At 72.0% G+C, this 19834-nt stretch carries 16 protein-coding genes; 13 read left to right on the forward strand and 3 right to left on the reverse strand.

Annotated elements, in window-relative coordinates; translation table 11 throughout:
• Positions 1 to 98: 98 nt before the first annotated feature.
• From AB0F98_RS00370 to AB0F98_RS00380, 3 genes are read left to right on the forward strand one after another with little or no spacing between them, the layout of a single operon-like run.
• Positions 99 to 761 carry a succinate dehydrogenase cytochrome b subunit gene (locus AB0F98_RS00370; RefSeq protein WP_357728950.1) on the forward strand — a complete coding sequence of 221 codons (663 nt, stop codon included), beginning with the start codon at positions 99 to 101 and terminating at the stop codon, positions 759 to 761.
• Positions 762 to 763: 2 nt separating this feature from the next.
• Positions 764 to 2701 carry a fumarate reductase/succinate dehydrogenase flavoprotein subunit gene (locus tag AB0F98_RS00375; protein ID WP_357726309.1) on the forward strand — a complete coding sequence of 646 codons (1938 nt, stop codon included), beginning with the start codon at positions 764 to 766 and terminating at the stop codon, positions 2699 to 2701.
• Positions 2698 to 3459 (forward strand): succinate dehydrogenase/fumarate reductase iron-sulfur subunit, encoded by a 762-nt coding sequence (locus tag AB0F98_RS00380; RefSeq protein WP_357726312.1) that lies wholly within the window; start codon positions 2698 to 2700, stop codon positions 3457 to 3459. Before AB0F98_RS00375 ends, AB0F98_RS00380 begins: the two co-directional genes overlap by 4 nt.
• A 92-nt stretch (positions 3460 to 3551) precedes the next feature.
• On the opposite strand, the gene AB0F98_RS00385 is transcribed toward AB0F98_RS00380, so the two are convergent.
• Together AB0F98_RS00385 and AB0F98_RS00390 are read right to left on the reverse strand one after the other, a co-directional pair.
• Positions 3552 to 4523, reverse strand: a complete 972-nt coding sequence (locus tag AB0F98_RS00385) for a CU044_5270 family protein (protein ID WP_357726315.1) — start codon at positions 4521 to 4523, stop codon at positions 3552 to 3554.
• 19 nt (positions 4524 to 4542) lie between these two features.
• Entirely contained in the window at positions 4543 to 5112 is a 570-nt protein-coding gene (locus AB0F98_RS00390; RefSeq protein WP_357726318.1) for a sigma-70 family RNA polymerase sigma factor, read from the reverse strand.
• Between the two features lie 232 nt (positions 5113 to 5344).
• Here AB0F98_RS00390 and AB0F98_RS00395 point away from each other — a divergent pair, with 232 nt between their 5' ends.
• From AB0F98_RS00395 to AB0F98_RS00410, 4 genes are all read left to right on the forward strand, one after another.
• Positions 5345 to 6529 (forward strand): zinc-dependent alcohol dehydrogenase, encoded by a 1185-nt coding sequence (locus AB0F98_RS00395; RefSeq protein ID WP_357726321.1) that lies wholly within the window; start codon positions 5345 to 5347, stop codon positions 6527 to 6529.
• Positions 6526 to 7470: an SDR family NAD(P)-dependent oxidoreductase gene (locus AB0F98_RS00400; protein WP_357726324.1), complete on the forward strand. Its 945-nt coding sequence runs from the start codon at positions 6526 to 6528 to the stop codon at positions 7468 to 7470. The genes AB0F98_RS00395 and AB0F98_RS00400 overlap by 4 nt, the downstream gene beginning before the upstream one ends.
• Positions 7471 to 7556: 86 nt before the next feature.
• A complete protein-coding gene (locus AB0F98_RS00405) occupies positions 7557 to 8588 on the forward strand; it encodes a serine hydrolase (protein ID WP_357726327.1) in 1032 nt (343 codons plus the stop codon).
• Between the two features lie 133 nt (positions 8589 to 8721).
• Positions 8722 to 9867 carry an MBL fold metallo-hydrolase gene (locus AB0F98_RS00410; protein WP_357726330.1) on the forward strand — a complete coding sequence of 382 codons (1146 nt, stop codon included), beginning with the start codon at positions 8722 to 8724 and terminating at the stop codon, positions 9865 to 9867.
• Here the strand turns inward: AB0F98_RS00410 and dgt are convergent, their stop codons facing one another.
• Positions 9868 to 11379: a dGTP triphosphohydrolase gene (gene dgt / locus AB0F98_RS00415; RefSeq protein WP_357726333.1), complete on the reverse strand. Its 1512-nt coding sequence runs from the start codon at positions 11377 to 11379 to the stop codon at positions 9868 to 9870. It abuts the gene before it with no gap.
• 62 nt (positions 11380 to 11441) lie between these two features.
• On the opposite strand from dgt, the gene AB0F98_RS00420 reads away from it, so the two are divergent.
• The 6 genes from AB0F98_RS00420 (at position 11442) to AB0F98_RS00445 (ending at position 19631) form a co-directional block, all read left to right on the forward strand.
• Positions 11442 to 13853: a Tex family protein gene (locus tag AB0F98_RS00420; RefSeq protein WP_357726336.1), complete on the forward strand. Its 2412-nt coding sequence runs from the start codon at positions 11442 to 11444 to the stop codon at positions 13851 to 13853.
• Positions 13854 to 14453: 600 nt separating this feature from the next.
• Entirely contained in the window at positions 14454 to 14888 is a 435-nt protein-coding gene (locus tag AB0F98_RS00425) for a hypothetical protein (RefSeq protein ID WP_357726339.1), read from the forward strand.
• Between the two features lie 244 nt (positions 14889 to 15132).
• The gene (locus AB0F98_RS00430) at positions 15133 to 15822 is read left to right on the forward strand and encodes a sugar transferase (RefSeq protein ID WP_357726342.1); all 690 of its coding nucleotides are present in this window, start codon (positions 15133 to 15135) and stop codon (positions 15820 to 15822) included.
• On the forward strand, positions 15819 to 16970 hold the full coding sequence (locus AB0F98_RS00435; RefSeq protein WP_357726345.1) for an aminotransferase class I/II-fold pyridoxal phosphate-dependent enzyme: 1152 nt from the start codon (positions 15819 to 15821) through the stop codon (positions 16968 to 16970). Before AB0F98_RS00430 ends, AB0F98_RS00435 begins: the two co-directional genes overlap by 4 nt.
• Positions 16967 to 17611: an acetyltransferase gene (locus tag AB0F98_RS00440; protein ID WP_357726348.1), complete on the forward strand. Its 645-nt coding sequence runs from the start codon at positions 16967 to 16969 to the stop codon at positions 17609 to 17611. Before AB0F98_RS00435 ends, AB0F98_RS00440 begins: the two co-directional genes overlap by 4 nt.
• Before the next feature lie 145 nt (positions 17612 to 17756).
• Positions 17757 to 19631, forward strand: coding sequence for a nucleoside-diphosphate sugar epimerase/dehydratase (locus AB0F98_RS00445; protein ID WP_357726351.1), 1875 nt, complete (start codon positions 17757 to 17759; stop codon positions 19629 to 19631).
• The last annotated feature ends 203 nt before the right edge of the window (positions 19632 to 19834 follow it).

The following is a 19834-nucleotide window of genomic DNA, read 5'->3' on the forward strand; positions in this document are numbered from 1 at the left end:
CGGCTATCAAGACTGCGCTGTCGATGCATTGGACGACTGATCGAACTACTCCTAGCGTCGGCCCTGTGGTAGTCACGACGACGAGAACCCGGTCGCCGATCCGCTCCAACGTCGGCCTCAAGGCCGTCATGGCGGTGTCAGGCATATTCTTTGTGCTGTACCTGGTCGCGCACATGGTCGGAAACCTGAAGGCCTTCGCGGGCGAGACGGCGTTCGACCACTACGCGCACTGGCTGCGCGACATCGGCAAGCCGCTGCTGCCGGGTGTGTGGTTCCTCTGGATCCTGCGCGCAGCGCTGACGGTGTCCATCGTCGCTCACATCTGGTCCGCGACCGTGCTCGCCCTGCGGGCGCGCGCCGCTCGCCCGGTCCGGTACGCGCACCGCCCGAAGGTCCAGGGCAGCTACGCGGCCCGCACGATGCGCTGGGGTGGCGTGATCATCCTGCTCTTCGTGATCTACCACCTGCTGGACCTGAGCGCCGGCACGTTGAACCCGGTCGGCAGCAGCAGCAAGCCGTACAGCAACGTGGTGGCCGACTTCGCGCCGGAGCGCTGGTACGTCACGCTCTTCTACACCCTGGCGATCGTCACGCTGGGCTTCCACCTCCGGCACGGTGTGTTCAGCGCGCTTCGCAGCCTGGGGCAGCAGACGCCCAAGGGTGAGCGATGGGCGCGGGCCTCCGCGCTGGTCGTCGCCGTCGTCATCTGCGGCGGCTTCCTGGTGATCCCGTTCGCCGTACTGACCGGATTGGTGTCCTGACCATGGATCTTTTCACCGAGGGCGACCCGATCGCCGACACCAAGGCTCCCGACGGCCCGATCGAGACCCGCTGGGAACGCCACCGCTTCGAGTCCAAGCTGGTCAACCCGGCCAACCGCCGGAAGATGACAGTGATCGTGGTCGGCACCGGCCTGGCCGGCGGCTCGGCCGCCGCCACGCTGGCCGAGCAGGGCTACCGGGTCAAGTCCTACTGCTACCAGGACAGCCCGCGCCGGGCCCACTCGATCGCCGCGCAGGGCGGCATCAACGCCGCCAAGAACTACCGCAACGACGGCGACTCGGTGTACCGGCTCTTCTACGACACCGTCAAGGGCGGCGACTTCCGCTCCCGCGAGTCGAACGTGCACCGGCTGGCCGAGGTCTCCGTCAACATCATCGACCAGTGCGTCGCCCAGGGTGTGCCGTTCGCTCGCGAGTACGGCGGCCTGCTGGACACGCGGTCCTTCGGCGGCGCGCAGGTACAGCGCACCTTCTACGCCCGGGGCCAGACGGGCCAGCAGCTGCTGCTCGGCGCGTACCAGGCGCTCGAGCGGCAGATCGGCCTCGGCAACGTGGAGATGAACGCCCGGCACGAGATGCTGGAGCTGATCATCGTCGACGGCAAGGCCCGGGGCATCGTGGTCCGGGACCTGGTCACCGGCGAGATCACCACCGAGTTCGCCGACGCCGTCGTGCTCGCCTCCGGCGGCTACGGCAACGTCTTCTACCTCTCCACCAACGCCAAGGGCTGCAACGTCACCGCCACCTGGCGGGCGCACCGCAAGGGCGCGTACTTCGCCAACCCCTGCTACACGCAGATCCACCCGACCTGCATCCCGGTCTCCGGCGACCACCAGTCGAAGCTGACCCTGATGAGCGAGTCGCTGCGCAACGACGGCCGGGTGTGGGTGCCCAAGGCCAAGGGTGACGACCGCAACCCGAAGGACATCCCCGAGGACGAGCGGGACTACTACCTGGAGCGGATCTACCCCTCCTTCGGCAACCTGGTGCCCCGCGACATCGCCTCCCGGGCCGCGAAGGCCGTCTGCGACCAGGGTCGCGGTGTCGGCCCCGGCGGCCTCGGCGTCTACCTCGACTTCGCCGACGCGATCGGCCGGCTCGGCCGCAAGGCCGTTGAGGCCAAGTACGGCAACCTCTTCGAGATGTACGAACGCATCACCGGCGAGGACCCGTACGAGGTGCCGATGCGGATCTACCCCGCGGTGCACTACACGATGGGCGGGCTGTGGGTCGACTACGACCTCCAGTCGACCATCCCCGGCCTGTTCGTGATCGGTGAGGCGAACTTCTCCGACCACGGCGCCAACCGGCTGGGCGCGTCCGCACTTATGCAGGGCCTGGCCGACGGCTACTTCGTGCTGCCGAACACCATCGCCAACTACCTGGCGGCCGGCCCGTTCGACAAGGTCGACGAGAGCCACCCGGCGGCGGTCGAGGCCCGGCGGGACGTGGAGGACCGCCTCCAGCGGCTGCTGGCGGTCAACGGCGACCGGACCGTCGACTCGTTCCACCGCGAGCTGGGCCAGATCATGTGGGACCACTGCGGCATGGAGCGCACCGAGGCCGGGCTGCGCAAGGCGATCGACGAGATCCGTGCCCTGCGCGACCAGTTCTGGCAGCGGGTCCGGGTGCTCGGCGACGGCGAGGGGCTCAACCAGTCACTGGAGAAGGCCGGCCGGGTGGCCGACTTCTTCGAGCTGGCCGAGCTCATGTGCATCGACGCCCTGCACCGCGAGGAGTCCTGCGGCGGCCACTTCCGGGCCGAGCACCAGACCGAGGACGGCGAGGCCCAGCGCGACGACGAGCACTTCTCGTACGTCGCGGCCTGGGAGTTCACCGCCACCGGCCAGCCGTCGGTGCTGCACAAGGAAGACCTGCAGTTCGAATACGTCCACCCCACGCAGCGGAGCTACAAGTGAACCTGACCCTGCGCATCTGGCGCCAGACCGGCCCTGAGGACAAGGGTCGGATGGTGACCTACCAGGTCGACGACGTCTCCCCGGACATGTCGTTCCTGGAGATGCTCGACGTGCTCAACGAACGCCTGATCCTCGCCGGCGAGGACCCGGTGGCCTTCGACCACGACTGCCGCGAGGGCATCTGCGGCATGTGCGGCATGATGATCAACGGAATCGCGCACGGGCCGCAGCGCGGCACCACCGCCTGCCAGCTGCACATGCGGCAGTTCAAGGACGGCGACACCATCGACATCGAGCCGTGGCGGGCCCAGGCCTTCCCGGTGGTCAAGGACCTAGTGGTCAACCGCGGCGCGTTCGACAAGATCATCGCGGCCGGCGGATACATCACCGCGCCGACCGGCAGCGCCCCCGAGGCCCACTCGGTGCCGGTCCCCAAGTCCGACGCGGACGCGGCCTTCGAGGCGGCGGCCTGCATCGGCTGCGGCGCCTGCGTGGCGGCCTGCCCGAACAGCTCCGGCATGCTCTTCACCGCCGCCAAGGTCACCCAGCTCTCGCTGATGCCGCAGGGCCAGCCGGAGCGGTACACCCGGGTGATCGGCATGGTCGACGCGCACGACGAGGCCGGCTTCGGTGGCTGCACCAACACCGGTGAGTGCACCGTGGCCTGCCCGAAGGGCATCCCGCTGAACACCATCGGCCGGCTGAACCGGGACTTCCTCACCGCCACCAAGAAGGCGGCCGGCAAGCCCGGCTCCTGACCGGTCGGTCCGTACGACGGGCCGCCGCACCCTCCCGGGTGCGGCGGCCCGATCCGTTTCCCGGCGCGGATTCGACCGGCCGGGCGGACGCCTCACTGTCCGGGCAGCTGGCCCGGCCGGTCGACGATCGCGACGCGCAGCAGCGCGTCCGCCGACTGCAGCGACTCCTTGCCCTTGCGGATGACCGACCCTCGGGTGCCGAGGTAGACGTGGGTGTCCCGGTCGAAGATGAAATCCTCGTTGCCACCGATCACCCCGGGCATCCGGATCGCCACCCCGTGCCGGCCCGCGGCGTCCACCACGTCCCCCGACATGACGACCGCACCCGGCTGCCGCGCCAGCAGTTCGAAGAGCGCCGCCAGCGCTCGGGGCGGCACGTAGCCGCGGAGCATCCACCGCGCCGTGGTGTACGCCATGCTCTCGTCCCCGTACACGGCCTGCTCGTCGGCGCCCTCGGGCAGGTGCAGGTCGACCGGGTGCTCCCGAAGGTACCGGAGCAGCTCGTCCGGCTCGGTGGGCAGGTCGCCGTGGTACGCGGGCGACGGGAGTTCGTCGAGCTCCCTGCGGGGATCCCCGGGATCGATCGGGCGGAGCACCCGTAGCTCGCTCCACCCGTCCGGCTCCGTCTCCGGCCGGTACCGGCCCTGCGTGTGCGCGATACCCCCGGCCGACTGCCACAGCTGCGCCCGCACGGTGCGGTACGGGCCGCGGTCCGGCAACTCCCGGGTCGTCGTCAGGACCTCCGTGAAGACGTACTGGTCGGGTCGGGCGACCAGCTCGGGCTGTTGCCGGGCGGCGTCGGCCGCCAGCCGGAAGATCTCCGCAGCGCTGGCCGTGGGCGGTGGCTGGTCGCCCACCCCCATGGTCTGGACCGCCAGACCACCGGCGGTCAACGCGACCGCCAGCCCGAACGCGCCGACGAGACGCCGACCGCGCAGGAACCGCACGGGGTTGCCGGCCCGGCGGGCCACCGGAACCGTCTCGGCCCGCTGGGCCACATGTGCCTTCAGATCCGTGAGGAGCCGCTCCTCGAAACCGTGCGGCGAACGGTCTTCCCTAATCATCGCGTCATCTCCGTTCTCATCAGGCGAGGGTGGCGGCCGGTCGGGCGAGCTCGGCCCGAACACTGCGACGGGCACGGTGCAGGCGGACCCGGGCGGCGACCGGGGACAACCCGAGCGCGGCAGCCGCCTCCCCGACGGTGAGCCCGTCCACGGCGACGAGTTCGACCAGCGCACGGGTCTGCTCGGGCAGCTCGCTCAGCGCCCGATGGGTACGGCGGGCGGCCGACTCGGCGTCGATCCGCTCCTCGATGCGGGCGACGTCGTCGGCGTCCAGGTCCCGCCGTCCGGCCATCCGGCCGGTCACCCGCAGCCGTCGGGCCGCCCGCCGCCGCTCGTCGGCGATCACGTTGCGGGCCACCCCGAACAGCCAGCCGATCTCGCTGCCCCGGTCCGGCCGGTAGCCGGCCGCCGACTCGATCACCGCGAGGAACACGTCGGCGGTCAGGTCCGCGGCGAGGTGCGGGTCGTCCACCCGCCGAGCCACGAATCGGCCGACCGCCGCCACGTGGCGGCGGTAGAAGGCCTCGAAGGCCACTGGATCGACTCCGATGCGGGAGACGTCACCCTCCGCTGGGTCAAGGTCATGCACAGGCCGTCCTCTCTGATAGCCGTTACTCCTCTTCTTCGTACGGCGGAGCACGGCTGTTACCGGATCCGGCGCGACAACGCGATGAAAGACGGATGGTGGCATGCGTCCGTCGCCGGTCGCCCGCGCAGACCCGGCAGGCCAGCGACCAGGTCGAGGCCCCGTCGGATTCTTTCCGGTTCAACTCCCCGCACCCGGGTAGCAGTGCGGGGAGACCTCCCGGAGGGAACCGGACATGAAGGCACTGACCTGGCACGGCAAGCGGGATGTACGGGTGGAGGAGGTACCCGACCCGCGGATCGAGGAGCCGACCGACGCGATCGTCCGGATCACGTCGACCGCGATCTGCGGCTCGGACCTGCACCTCTACGAGGTGCTCGGACCGTACCTGCAACCGGGCGACGTGCTCGGGCACGAACCGATGGGCATCGTCGAGGAGGTCGGCGCCGACGTGACCCGGCTCAAGCCGGGCGACCGGGTGGTGGTGCCGTTCAACATCGCCTGCGGCGCGTGCTGGATGTGCCGACGCCAGCTGTACGCGCAGTGCGAGACCACCCAGGTCCGCGCCGAGGGCAAGGGCGCCGCCCTGTTCGGCTACACCTGTCTCTACGGCTCGGTGCCCGGCGGCCAGGCCGAGTACCTGCGGGTGCCGCACGCCGAGTTCGGCCCGATCACCGTCCCCGAGACCGGCCCGGACGAACGCTGGCTCTACCTCTCCGACATCCTGCCGACCGCCTGGCAGGCGGTGAAGTACGCCGACACCCCGCCCGGTGGCACCCTCGCCGTCTTCGGGCTCGGCCCGGTCGGGCAGTTCTGCGCCCGGGTCGGCCGGCACCTCGGCGCCGGCCGGGTGATCGGCCTCGACCTGGTGCCGGAACGGCTGGAACTGGCCCGCCGGCACGGCGTGGAGGTGCTCGACGTACGCGAGATCGACGACGTGCCGGGCACGTTGATCGACCTGGTGGACGGGCGCGGCCCGGACGCGGTGATCGACGCGGTCGGCATGGAGGCACACGGCTCCCCCACCGGCAAGCTCGCCCAGGCCGCCGCCGGTCTGCTCCCCGACCGGCTGGCCCAGGCGATGACCGACCGGGTGGGCGTGGACCGGCTCAGTGTGCTGCACGCCGCGTTGAAGTCCGTCCGCCGTGGCGGCACCGTCTCGGTCTCCGGCGTCTACGGCGGCGCGCTGGACCCGATGCCGCTGATGGAGATGTTCGACCGGGGCGTGCAGCTGCGGATGGGCCAGTGTCACGTACGCCGCTGGGTCGACGAGATCATGCCGCTGCTGAGCCGTGACGACGACCCACTCGGCGTGACGGACCTGCGTACCCACCGGGTGCCGTTGCAGCAGGCGCCGGAGGCGTACGAGCTGTTCCAGTCCAAGCGGGACGGCTGCGTGAAGGTCGTGCTCGAACCGTGAGCCGGGTGGTGGTCGCCGTCGGCGCGAGCAGCGGGATCGGTCGGGTGGTCGCCCGGGAGCTCGCCCGGCGCGGCGACCGCCTGGTGCTCGCGGCCCGCGCCCCACAGGCCCTCGAAGAGGTACGCGCGGAGTGCGCCGCCGAGGGCGCGGAGGTGCTCGTGGTGCCGACCGACATCACCGCGCCCGGGGCGCTGGAGGCGCTCGCGGCCGCGGCCGTGGACCGGTTCGGCCGCATCGACGTCTGGGCGCACACCGCGGCGGTCACCGCGTACGGGCGCTTCGACCTGCTGCCGGGACGGATCTTCGACCAGGTGGTCCGGACCGACCTGCTGGCGGCCGCGGAGGCGGCCCGGGTGGCGCTGCGACACTTCCGGTCCACCGGTTCGGGCACGTTGATCCTCACCGGGTCGGTGCTGGGGCACATCACCGCGCCGTACATGAGCTGCTACGTGGCCGCGAAGTGGGGGCTGACCGGCCTGGCCCGCTCGCTCCAGCAGGAGGTGCGCGACGCCCCCGACATCCACGTCTGCCTGGTCAGCCCCGGCAGTGTGGACACCCCCATCTATCAGCGGGCGGCGAACCACCTCGGCCGGGTCGGCCGGCCACCGCCGCCGATCGCCACGCCGGAGAGAGCCGCCCGGGCCATCGTCGACTGCGTCGAACGGCCCCGCCGGGAGGTGTCGGTGGGCCGGCTCAACCCGTTGATGCGGGTCGGCTTCACCTGCCTGCCCGGCCTGTACGACGTACTGGTGGGGCCGCTGATGCGGCGGCTCGGCCTGGCCGACGAACCGGTGGCCGCGCACGACGGCGTGGTCTTCACCCCGGATCCGGGCAGCGAGTCGGTACGCGGCGGCTGGCTGCCCGACCTCGGTCACGTCCTGCGCACCGCCACCGCGCTGCCGGCCACGTTAGGTACGCGCGTCCTGCGACGGGTGCGGTGAGCGGTAGCCGGGATCACGTTCGTCGATCGATTCGCCTAGTGTGGTGGGCCGGAGATCACTCCGGTGCGCCACGACGGGAGAGACGATTGACTATCAGGGTTAACCGCAGGACCGCGCTCGGACTCGGCACGGTGGCCACCGCCGGCACAGTGCTGGGCACGGCCGGGCCGGCGTCCGCCACGAGCGGCGACACGGAGCCCGACCGCACCACCGAGGCCGCCGGCTCCCCGGAGCGGGTCGCCGCCCGGGTGGCGGAGGCGTACGAGCGGGAGACGGCCCGCGCCGGCGGGAACTGGCAGGCGTACATCAGCGTGGCGGGCGCCGCCGGCGGCGCCCCGGTGGTGGCCGTGGCGGACGCCCCCGACCAGCGGCTCGAGGCGTACAGCGTCAACAAGATCGCGGTGGCCACAGCGGTGCTCGACAAGGTGGACCGGGGCCTGCTCGCACTCGACCAGCGGCTGGAGGTGACCGCCGAGATCGTGGTGCCGGGCGGTGACGGCATCTTCAGCCTCGACAACGCCTACCCCAGCTCGGTCACCCTCGGGCACGCCCTCACCGCCCTGCTGACCGTCTCCGACGACACCGCCGTCCGGCTCTGCGGTCTGGTCTGCCCCGCCGCCGAGTTGAACAGCATCCTGGTCGCCAAGGGCTTCCCGAACACCCAGGTCGAACCGGTGGCCAACCCGAACCGGTTCTTCCTCGGCACCAGCACCCCGCGGGAGACCCACGACCTGCTGCGGGCGCACGTGGCCGGCACCGTGATCTCGCCGTCGTCCACGGCGTTCCTGCTCAACGTGTTGCGCTCCCCCATCGCCTTCACCGACGGGATCCGGCGCGTCATGTCGTCGCAGGAGCGGGCCCGCGTCGCCACCAAGGCGGGCTGGTTCGGCACGGCGCGGCACGAGGCGGGTGTCATCTTCGACCCGGCCGGCGCCGCGGTGCTGACGTACGCGCTGTTCGCCGACGGTCAGGCCGACGCCGACGACTTCGGCGCCACCCACCCCGCCGTGCAGGCCCGCGCCCGGCTCGGCCGTATTTTGATGAACGCGACCGCTCGCCTCAGCGGCTCGGGCCTGCGACACAGCCCGAGCGCCCGGCGGCCGAGCAACGGCGGTTGAGCGCAGCCGCCCGGCGTCGCGCCACCGGACGTTCCCCGGTTCCGGTGGCGTGGCGCGCCAGGTGACTGTTTCAGGTGAGCGCGGACACACCCGATGACTACCGTGTAGGGCGGGAGCGCCGGAAGGAGCGAGCATGCGCGACAGAGCGCAACGGAGGGAACTCGATCGCTTCCTCGGCCGGCGGCTGGGCCGGCTCGCCGGCGTGGCGGCGCTGGCCGGGCTCGCCTGGACGGCCCGGGACGTGCCGCTGGCACTGGGCGGCCGGCTGACCGGCGCGCGGGCCGAACGGGCGGCGCGGTCCCCGCAGTTCCGCGACGGCGCCTTCCGCAACCCGTCGGAGGCCCGCTCGACGCCCGCCGAGCCGGCGCGCAACCTGGTCTGGGAGCTCCTCTTCGGCAAGCAGAAGCGCCGGCCGAGCGCCGCCGTGCCGCTGCTGCGACCGGCCGCGCCGCCCGACCCGCAGGCGGGGCCGGAACTCAACGTGATCTGGTACGGCCACGCCTCGGCGCTGATCGAGATCGAGGGACGGCGGGTGCTGCTCGATCCGGTCTGGGGCGAGCGCTGCTCCCCGTCGACGGTGATCGGTCCGCGCCGACTGCACGAGCCGCCGGTACGTCTCGACGAACTTCCCGCGCTGGACGCGATCCTGATCTCCCACGACCACTACGACCACCTCGACCTGCCCACCGTACGGGCGCTGCTGGCCGGCCAGGACGCGCCGTTCGTGGTGCCGCTCGGGGTCGGCGCGCACCTCGACCGGTGGGGGGTGCCAGCGGAGCGGATCGTCGAACTGGACTGGTCGGAGAGCCACCGGGTGGGCGATCTGACGCTCACCGCCACCGCCGCCCAACACTTCTCCGGGCGGGGGCTGCGCCGCGACGGCACGCTCTGGAGCTCGTGGGTGATCGCCGGTGCGCAGCGCAGGGCCTTCTACACGGGCGACTCCGGCTACTTCGCCGGCTACGCCGCCATCGGCGCCGAGCACGGCCCCTTCGACGTCACGCTGATGCAGATCGGCGCGTACGACCGGGGTTGGCCGAACATCCACATGTACCCGGAGGAGGCGGTGGAGGCCCATCTCGACCTGCGCGGCGGCCTTTTCATCCCGGTGCACTGGGCGACGTTCAACCTCGCCCTGCACGACTGGGCCGAGCCGGTGGACCGGCTCTGGGCGGAGGCGAAGGCCCGCGACATCCGGCTGGCGGTGCCCCGCCCGGGTGAGCGGGTGGTGGTCGACGACCCGCCACCGGTCGACGGCTGGTGGCAGGCGGTCGCCTGATCAGAGCACGAACGAGTCGGTCCAGAGCGCTCCGGACCGGCCGGAGAGCGCGTCCAGCATCGCCACCGCCTGACCGTCGGTGAGTTGCGCGACGAAGTCGATGATCGCCCGGCCGCGGGCCCGGCCGATCCGGTCGTGGGTCCGCGGGTGCAGCTCCGCCTCGGCCAGTTCCACGAGATCGTGCAGGCGCCGCGGCAGGCGGGACTCCTCCTCCGGGTCGAGCAACCACTCCCACAGCGCCTCCACGAGGGTGCCCAGCAGCCGGGCCTGCCCGCGCTGGTGCAGGGCCAGGTCGGGGCGGGCCAGCACGAACCGGTGGTGCACGAACTTGAGCACCTGCACCTCGTGCCACTGCGCGCAGCTGAGCAGCACGTGACCGCTGCGCACCGACGGCCGGTCGGTCACGGTGACCGCCTCGACGAACCGGGTGGACCAGCGGGCGGAGAAGCGGGCCACGTACTGCTCGGCCTCGATCGAGCCGTCGAACGGCATGGCCAGCAGTCCGTCCACCAGCTCCTCCCGGACGTGCTCGACCGCCGCGGCGAAGGCGTCGTCGTCGGTCACCCAGGCGTCCTTGCGGTGCAGCTGCCGGCGGAGCCGCTCGATCGCCGCACCGGGGCGGCGGGCCGCCGCGGCCAACGCCGCGTCGGTGATCGCCCGGAGGTGCCCGGCCTCCCGCTGCCACGCCATCAGCTCGGCGGAGACCGCGCCCTGCTGGAGCACACCGACCCGGTAGAAGTCCTCGACGTCGTGGATGGCGTACGCGATGTCGTCGGCGGTGTCCATCACGGATGCCTCGACGGTCTGCTGCCAGTCCGGGATCCGGCCCACGAACGGTTCCCGGGCCTGCCGCAGGTCGTCGATCTCGGTCCGGTAAGCGCCGAACTTCGCCGAGCCGCTGTCCGGATCGTCCGGCGGCGGGGTGGCCCCGCGGGGCGGCGGGTCCATCAGCCGTGGGTGCGGGTCCGGGTGGTCGAGCCGGGTCCACGGGTACTTCAGCATCGCGGCCCGCACGGCCGCGGTGAGGTCGAGGCCGGTGGTGGCCGCGCCGCGGATCTCGGTGCTGGTGACGATCCGGTACGACTGGGCGTTGCCCTCGAATCCGTCGGTCAGGCCGAGGCGGTGCCGCGCCAGCCGGTCCAGCACCCGCTCCCCCAGGTGCCCGAACGGCGGGTGGCCGAGGTCGTGGGCGAGGGCGGCGGCCTCCACCACGTCCGGGTCGCAGCCGCCGAGCTTGTCGAGCAGGTCCCGCCGGCGCTCGTCGGCGGTGAGCCGCTCGGCGATGGCCCGGGCGACCTGCGCGACCTTGAGGCTGTGGGTGAGCCGGTTGTGCACCAGCAACCCGGAGCCGACCGGGCTGATCACCTGGGTGACGCCGCCGAGCCGGGCGAAGAACGGCGAGCCCACGATCCGGTCCCGGTCGGCCCGGAACGGGCTGCCGGCGAGGTCCCCGAGGGCCCGGGCGCTGCCGCCGAAGAGCCGCCGGACACGCGGCTCCACAGGTGGTTCCATGATCGCCACGCTATCCCGGCAGAATGCTGGGCGGAAACCACTCCCGAAGGCGGATCGAGATCGTGACCCTCTCTGTTCATCAGCGGATCGCCGAGGAGCTCGGCGTGGCCGAGCGCCAGGTCCGGGCAGCCGTGGAGCTGCTCGACGGCGGCGCCACCGTGCCGTTCATCGCCCGCTACCGCAAGGAGGCCACCGGCCTGCTCGACGACACCCAGCTGCGCACGCTCGAGGAGCGGCTGCGCTACCTGCGCGAGTTGGACGAGCGACGGGCGGCGGTGCTGGAGTCGATCCGCGGCCAGGGCAAGCTGGACGAGGCCCTCGAAGCCCAGATCATGGCGGCGGACTCGAAGTCCCGGCTGGAGGACATCTACCTGCCGTACAAGCCGAAGCGGCGCACCCGGGCGCAGATCGCCCGCGAGGCCGGCCTGGAGCCGCTCGCCGACGCGCTGCTGACCGACCCGACGCAGGACCCGAAGGCCACGGCGACCGGCTACGTCGACGCGGACCGGGGGGTCGCCGACGCCGCCGCCGCGCTGGACGGCGCACGGGCCATCCTCATCGAGCGTTTCGCCGAGGACGCCGACCTCATCGGCACGCTGCGGGAGCAGATGTGGTCGCGGGGCCGGCTGGTGTCCCGGGTACGCGACGGGCAGGAGTCGGCGGGGGCGAAGTTCGCCGACTACTTCGACTTCGCCGAGGCGTACCCGACGTTGCCCTCGCACCGGATCCTCGCGATGTTCCGGGGCGAGAAGGAGGGCGTGCTCGACCTGACCATGGACCCGGAGCCGGAGGGCGACTCCGACGCCGTGGTCAGCGGCCCGACCCGCTACGAGGCCGCGATCGCCGGCCGGTTCGGCATCAGCGACGCCGGCCGCGCGGCCGACAAGTGGCTGGCCGACACGGTGCGTTGGGCGTGGCGTACCCGGATCCTCATCCATCTCGGCGCGGATCTGCGGATGCGGCTGTGGCAGGCCGCCGAGGAGGAGGCCGTGCGTGTCTTCGCCACCAACCTGCGTGACCTGCTGCTCGCCGCTCCCGCCGGGGCACGCCCGACCATGGGCCTCGACCCCGGTCTGCGTACGGGTGTGAAGGTCGCCGTCCTGGACGCGACCGGCAAGGTGGTCGCCACCGACACCATCTACCCGCACGAGCCGCGTCGGCAGTGGGACGCCTCGATCGAGACCCTGGCCCGGCTCGCCGGGGCACACGGGGTGGAGCTGATCGCGATCGGCAACGGCACCGCCTCGCGGGAGACGGACAAGCTGGCGGGCGACCTCATCAAGCGGCACCCGCAGCTCAAGCTCACCAAGGTGGTGGTCTCCGAGGCCGGCGCGTCGGTGTACTCCGCGTCCGCGTACGCGGCCCAGGAGTTGCCCGGGATGGACGTCTCGCTGCGCGGCGCGGTCTCCATCGCCCGGCGTCTCCAGGACCCGCTCGCCGAACTCGTGAAGATCGACCCACGCTCGATCGGCGTCGGCCAGTACCAGCACGACCTCTCCGAGGTGAAGCTCTCCCGGTCGTTGGACGCGGTCGTGGAGGACTGCGTGAACGCGGTCGGGGTGGACGTCAACACGGCGTCGGCGCCGCTGCTGACCCGGGTGTCGGGCATCGGCGCGGGGCTGGCCGAGAACATCGTCCTGCACCGGGACGCCAACGGCCCGTTCCGCACCCGGGCCGACCTGAAGAAGGTGCCGCGGCTCGGCCCGAAGGCGTTCGAACAGTGCGCGGGCTTCCTGCGTATCCCCGACGGGGACGACCCGCTGGACGCCTCCAGCGTGCACCCGGAGGCGTACCCGGTGGTGCGCCGGATCCTGGCCCGGACGGAGACGGACGTGCGGTCGTTGATCGGGAAGTCGACGATCCTGCGCGGGCTGAGGGCCACCGACTTCGTCGACGACAAGTTCGGTCTTCCGACCGTCACCGACATCCTCGCCGAGCTGGAGAAGCCGGGACGGGACCCGCGGCCCGAGTTCCGCACGGCCGCCTTCGCCGAGGGCGTGGAGAAGATCGGCGACCTGCAGCCCGGCATGATCCTCGAAGGCGTGGTCACCAACGTCGCCGCCTTCGGGGCCTTCGTCGACGTCGGCGTGCACCAGGACGGTCTCGTACACGTGTCGGCGATGTCCCGCACCTTCGTGAAGGACCCCCGAGAGGTGGTCAAGTCCGGCGACGTGGTCAAGGTGAAGGTGCTCGACGTCGACGTACCGCGCAAGCGGATCTCGCTGACCCTGCGTCTCGACGACGAGCCCGGCGCCGACGCGGACCGGCGAGGCCCGGCGCGCGGCGACCGTGGTGGCGGTGCGGGCCGCGGCGAGGCCGCCGGTCGCGGTGGCGGCGGCTCCCGTGGCGGCCGGCAGGGCAGTGGTGCCCGTGGCGGCCAGGGCGATCGGGGTGGTGCGCGGCAGGGTCGCGGCGGCGCGATGCCGGCCAACGACGCGATGGCCGACGCGCTGCGCCGCGCCGGACTGGCCTGAGCGGCGCGATCCGGGCCCGGTCAGGCGGCCCGCCTGACCGGGCCCGACGCCGCGCGGCGCGGCCCACGGGGCTGAGGTACGGGCCCTGTCGAGCTGCCCCAGATCTGGGGCAGCCGCGAACTGCGCAACGCTGTCCGCCCCCGGATCTCCCGAACCGGGTCCAGCGGGGGTAGACCCCGGGCACCCGGCCACACCCGGCGCTCGACCGCTGACCGCTGCGCGGCGCTGATCGCTCTGGACGCCAGCAGGAGCACGCACGCGTCCCGGCCGGCGACGGGTCGCCGCACACCCAGATACGCCGGCGATGCCACCCCGATCGCGCCCGCGTCATGAAAACAACGGCGTCGCCGCCATCCTCGGTTCCCGAGCGCGCGTACGACGTGGACGGCGGTCCGGTCACGCCTCGACCGGCGAACTCAGTTCGCCGGTATCCACGGCGGCACCTCCCCCGCAGCGCACGCGGGCTCGGCTGTCTCGAATCTGGGGCAGCTCGACAGGACCCGTACGAGGCACACGACCGGGTGTGCGACGACGCGAGGCGCCGCCACGACGGCTCGTGCCCCAGGGTCGAGCGCGGGCCGTGGGGCGTACCGTCGCGGTGTGAGCGATGACGGCCTGGACTGGGCGGAGCGGCAGCGGCGCGCGGCCCGGGTCCACGCGGAGGCCGACGCCCGGCGGCGCGCGGCGGAGCACGCGCAGGCCGCGGAGATCGTGGCCTGGTTCGTGGCCGAGGCGAAGCGGCGAGGTCTGCGCCCCACCCCGCTCACCGCCCGCTCCTACGACGGCCGGAGTAGGTACCGGACGCGGCTGACCGGCTGGTACGTGGACCGGGCACGCACCCGGGCGGTCGACGTCGACGGGCGGTGGCACCTGCTGACCGTGCCGGGCGGCCTGCGGACCCGGCTGCTCGGCGCCGAGCCCGAACCCGGCCCGGCGCCGCTGATCGTCGGTGAGGGCGGGCGCGACGGGGAGTCGATCCCGCTGCGGACCCTGCTCACCCGACGCCTCGCCGACGGCGACGAATCCCGCGCCTGAACTACGGCTCGTCCTCGACCCGCGGGCGAACATGCTCCGCCCGTTCGGGCGGCCGATGGCGGCCGCCCGGCCACCGAACATGGGCGACCGCGACGCCGGTACCGGGCGGCCGTGTCCATCAGGAGACTTTCAAGGTTGATGGGGCGTAACAGCCTTACTCTCACGATTCGGCCTCGTTACGAAATCTCGTCCTGTTAGAACTGTTTAGGCGTTTTTTTCCAAAATGTCCCTTGGAGGTCGCGCGGTGCCCGTGCCTCAGACCGTGATCACTCCCCCTCGTCCCGCGCCCAGCACTCCGTACGACCCCGCCAAGCGGCTACTCGACATCGTCGGCGCGATGGTCCTACTGGTCCTCACCGCACCGCTGATGGCGATGGTGGCGCTGCTGGTCGCCACCTCGCTCGGCCGGCCGGTGCTGTTCCGACAGGCCCGGGCGGGCAGGGACGGTGCTCCCTTCGTACTGGTGAAGTTCCGGACCATGCGTCCGCCGGCACCGGAGCAGGGCCGGGTGGCGGACGGCGACCGGCTGACCCCGCTGGGTCGCTGGCTGCGCGCGACCAGCCTGGACGAGCTACCCACCCTCTGGAACGTGCTCCGCGGGGAGATGAGCCTCGTCGGCCCCCGGCCGCTGCTCCCCGAGTACCTGGAGCGCTACTCGCCTCACCAGGCCCGCCGGCACGAGGTGCGGCCGGGCGTCACCGGGCTCGCGCAGGTGCGCGGTCGCAACCGCCTCGACTGGGACGAGAAGCTCGACCTCGACGTGCAGTACGTGGACAGCCGAAGCCTGCGGGTCGACCTGTCGATCCTCACCGCGACGGTGCGGACCGTGCTCCGCCGGGACGGGATCAGCGCCGAGGGAAGCGCGACCGCCCACGAGTTCCTCGGCACGCACGGCCGGAACACGCCGGCGCCGCGTGATCGGACAGCGGTATGACGAGCCAGACGGTCCACCTGTCGCCGCCCGACGTCGGGCCGCTCGAGGAGTCGTACCTGATCGAGGCACTGCGCTCGGGCTGGGTGGCGCCCGCGGGACCGGCGTTGCAGGCGTTCGAGGCAGAGGTCGCCACACGGGTCGGCACGGCCGGCGCCGTCGCGGTCAGCTCGGGCACGGCGGCCCTGCATCTGGCCCTGCTCGGCGTCGGGGTCGGCCCCGGTGACGTGGTCGTCGTGCCCACCCTGACCTTCATCGCCACCGCCAACGCGGTGCGGTACGTCGGCGCCCGCCCGGTCTTCGTGGACTGCGACGCGCAGACCGGCAACGTGGACGTGGGCCTCGTCGCCGACCTGCTGCGCCAACTGCACGGGCGGGGTGAGCGGGTGGGTGCGGTCGTCCCGGTGGACATGTTCGGTGGCTGCGCCGACTACACCGCGCTGGAACCGCTCTGCGCCGAGGCCGGCGTCCCGCTGGTCGAGGACGCCGCGGAAGCGCTCGGCGCCGCCCACCGGGGCAAGTCCGCCGGCTCGTTTGGACAGGTCGGCGCGATCTCCTTCAACGGCAACAAGATCATGACCACCTCCGGTGGCGGGATGCTCGTCTCCGACGACACCACGCTGCTCGCGCGGGCACGGCACCTCTCCACCCAGGCCCGAGAGGCGACGCCCTACTACGAACACCGGGAGACCGGCTACAACTACCGGCTCAGCAACCTCCTCGCCGCGCTCGGCCGGGCCCAACTGGTCCGGCTGGAAGCGATGATCGGGCGGCGCCGGCAACTGCGCGACCGGTACGCCAAGCTGTTCGCCCCGGTGCCCGGGGTACGACTGCTCGGTGCGGAGGACGCCGAATCGAACTGCTGGCTCACCGTCATCACAGTCGACCCGGAGCGCTCCGGATGGCGCGCGGCGGATCTGGCTACCCACCTGGCCCAGCGGGACATCGAAACCCGGCCGGTGTGGAAGCCGATGCACCTGCAACCGGTCCATGCCGGTGCGGAGAGCCTGCTGAGCGGCGCGTCGGAGCGGCTGTTCGCCGACGGACTCACCCTGCCCAGCGGCAGCGCCCTGAGCGAACCGCAGGTCGCCCGGGTGTTCGCCGCGATCGACGAGTTCCTCGCCGCCAGTGCGGGACGGTCGTCGGCGTGACGTTCGAGCTGGTGGTGGTGGGCTGCGGTGGGCACGGCCGGGAGGTCGCCACCATTGTCCAGGCGGTCAACGAAACAGCCGGGCGCCCACTCTGGCAGTTGGTGGGCGTCGTCGACGACCGGCCCAGTGAGGTGAACCTGAAGCGCCTGCAACGACTCGACGTGCCATATCTCGGCCCGATCGACCGGCTGCGCGACGCACCTGGCGAGCTGCACCACGTCATCGGTATCGGCGACCCACGGGTCCGACGCACGGTCGGCAGGCGGATCGACAGCTACGGCATACCGGCCGCGAGCCTCGTCCACCCGGACGCCACGATCGGCTCCGACACCCGATGGGGACCCGGTTTCGTGGCTTTCCCGGGTGCCCGGGTGACCACCAACGTCACCGTCGGGAGGCACGTCCATCTCAACCAGAACGTCACCGTGGGTCACGACTGCACCTTCGCCGACTACGTGTCGGTGAACCCGCTCGCCGCCGTATCCGGTGATTGTCACCTGGCGGAGGGCGTACTGATCGGCACCACGGCAGCGGTGTTGCAGGGGCTGCGCATCGGCCGGGACAGCACCGTCGGGGCGGGTGCGTGCGTGGTGCGGGACGTGCCCGACCAGGTGGTCGTGAAGGGCGTGCCGGCCCGCTGACCTATAGCCGAATCGGCTCGACGATGGGTCCGGCAATCACGAAAACGCCCAAACAATCACTGAAGGCATGTAACAAGGACAAAGGGTAAGAAATTCCTCCTGCCGTGCAGTGGGAGAAGCCGGGAAGTTGGACAGGAGCCACTACATGCCGCAACAAGCAGCGAGCATCGAACGCACGGACCAGCGGTCGCGCCGAAGCATGGCTCGGTGGCGCACCGCGGGTTTCCTCGCCACTGACACCACAGCCTGGGTGGGGGGCTTCATCGCGGCCGTCTGGACGCGGTACGAATTCCAACTCCCACCCGGCCAGCTCAGCCGCGCCACCGTGATCGGCGTGGGAGCCGCCGTCATGTACGTGGCGGTGGCGGCCCTGCGCCGGCTCTACTCCGGACGGCACCCACTCGGCAGCCTCCAGGAGGTGCAGGGCGTAGCCGGCACCACCATCACGACCGCCGGGATCGTGCTGCTCGGCCTCCTGCCGTCCGCGGACCGGCCCGTGCCGGCGAGCACCCCGCTGGTCGGCGGCGCGCTGGCCCTGCTGTTCATGCTGGGCGCGCGGTTCGTCTACCGGCACCGCCGTGACCTCGCCATGCGACCGGACGTCCGTTCCTCGACCCCGGTGCTGCTGTTCGGCATGGGCGACGCCGGGCAGGGGCTGTTGCGCGCCATGCTGAGCGACCCGCGCGGTCGCTACCTACCGGTCGGCGCGCTCGACGACGACCCGGACAAGCGTGACCTGCGCGTCGGCGGGGTACGCGTGCTCGGCGGCCGGCGGGACATCGCGACCGTGGTCCGGCGTACCGGGGCCAGCTCCGTCATCTTCTCGGTGGCCAACGCCGACGCCGCGCTGATCCGCGAGATCCGCGAGGCCACCCTCCAGACCGGCGCGTCGTTCAAGGTGCTCCCCCCGGTACGGGACCTCGTCGATCACCGGATCACCGTCACCGACGTACGCGACGTGCAGATCAGCGACCTGCTCGGCCGCCGCCAGGTGGTCGGCGACCTTCCGCTGAGCACGAACAGCCTGACCGGACGACGGATCCTGGTCACGGGCGCCGGCGGATCGATCGGCTCGGAGCTCTGCCGTCAGGTGATGAAGGCCGACCCGGGCGAACTGATGATGCTGGACCGCGACGAGTCCGCCCTGCACAGTCTCCAGATGTCGCTGTCCGGGAAGGCCATGCTGGACGGGCCGGAGCTGATCCTCGCGGACCTGCGCGACGACGAGGGCATCCGCCGGATCATCCGGGAGCGCCGACCCGAGATCATCTTCCACGCGGCTGCGCTCAAGCACCTCACGTTGCTCCAGCGCCACCCCGGCGAGGCGGTCATGACGAACGTCTGGGGCACCCTCTCCGTGTTGGACGCCTGCCAGGACGTGGCGAAGTTCGTCAACATCTCCACGGACAAGGCGGCCGACCCGATCAGCGTGCTCGGCTACTCGAAGCGGATCACCGAACGACTGACCGCGCACGCGGCGTCCCGGTTCCCGGGGACGTTCCTCAGCGTCCGGTTCGGCAACGTGCTGAGCAGCCGCGGCTCCGTGGTGACCGCGTTCCAGCGGCAGATCGAGGCCGGAAAGCCGCTGACCGTCACCCATCCGGAGGTGACCCGCTACCTGATGACCGTGCAGGAGGCCGTTCACCTGGTGCTCCAGGCCGCCGAGATCGGGCGGGACGGGGAGGCTCTGGTGCTCGACATGGGTGAGCCGGTCTGCATCGCCGACCTGGCCCGCCAGATGGCCGAACAGGCGGCCAGCTCGGTGCCGATCGTCTACACCGGGCTGCGCCCCGGCGAGAAGCTGCACGAGGACCTGCTCGGCACCGGCGAGTTCGACACCCGGCCGTTCCACCCGCTGGTGTCGCACGTGACCGTGCCGGCGCTGGACCCGATCGAGGTGAGCGGCCTCGACCCGTACGCCGAGCCGGCGAAGGTCGTCGAGCAGCTCGCGCTCCTCTCCGCCCAGCCGATCGGCGCAGCGGTGGACGGTCCCCTCGGCATACGGCTGTCGTCGCACTGAGAACGGGTTCTGCCCGGTGGCCCCGGGGGCCGGCGTAACCGCGCCGTCCCCCGGGGCCGGACCGTTTTTCGGCCCCTGCCGGAGACTCACCCGGCTCCGGGGCGTCCGGGCCCGGCCAGGCTCGGGGCGGCAGCGGATGGCTCGCCCCGCACCGGTCGCGCCACCGACGTGTTCGAAAAGAGATCTTGGACAGTTGCCGTCCG

It is taken from the genome of Micromonospora sp. NPDC023737 (assembly GCF_040639715.1).
Lineage (GTDB): Bacteria > Actinomycetota > Actinomycetes > Mycobacteriales > Micromonosporaceae > Micromonospora.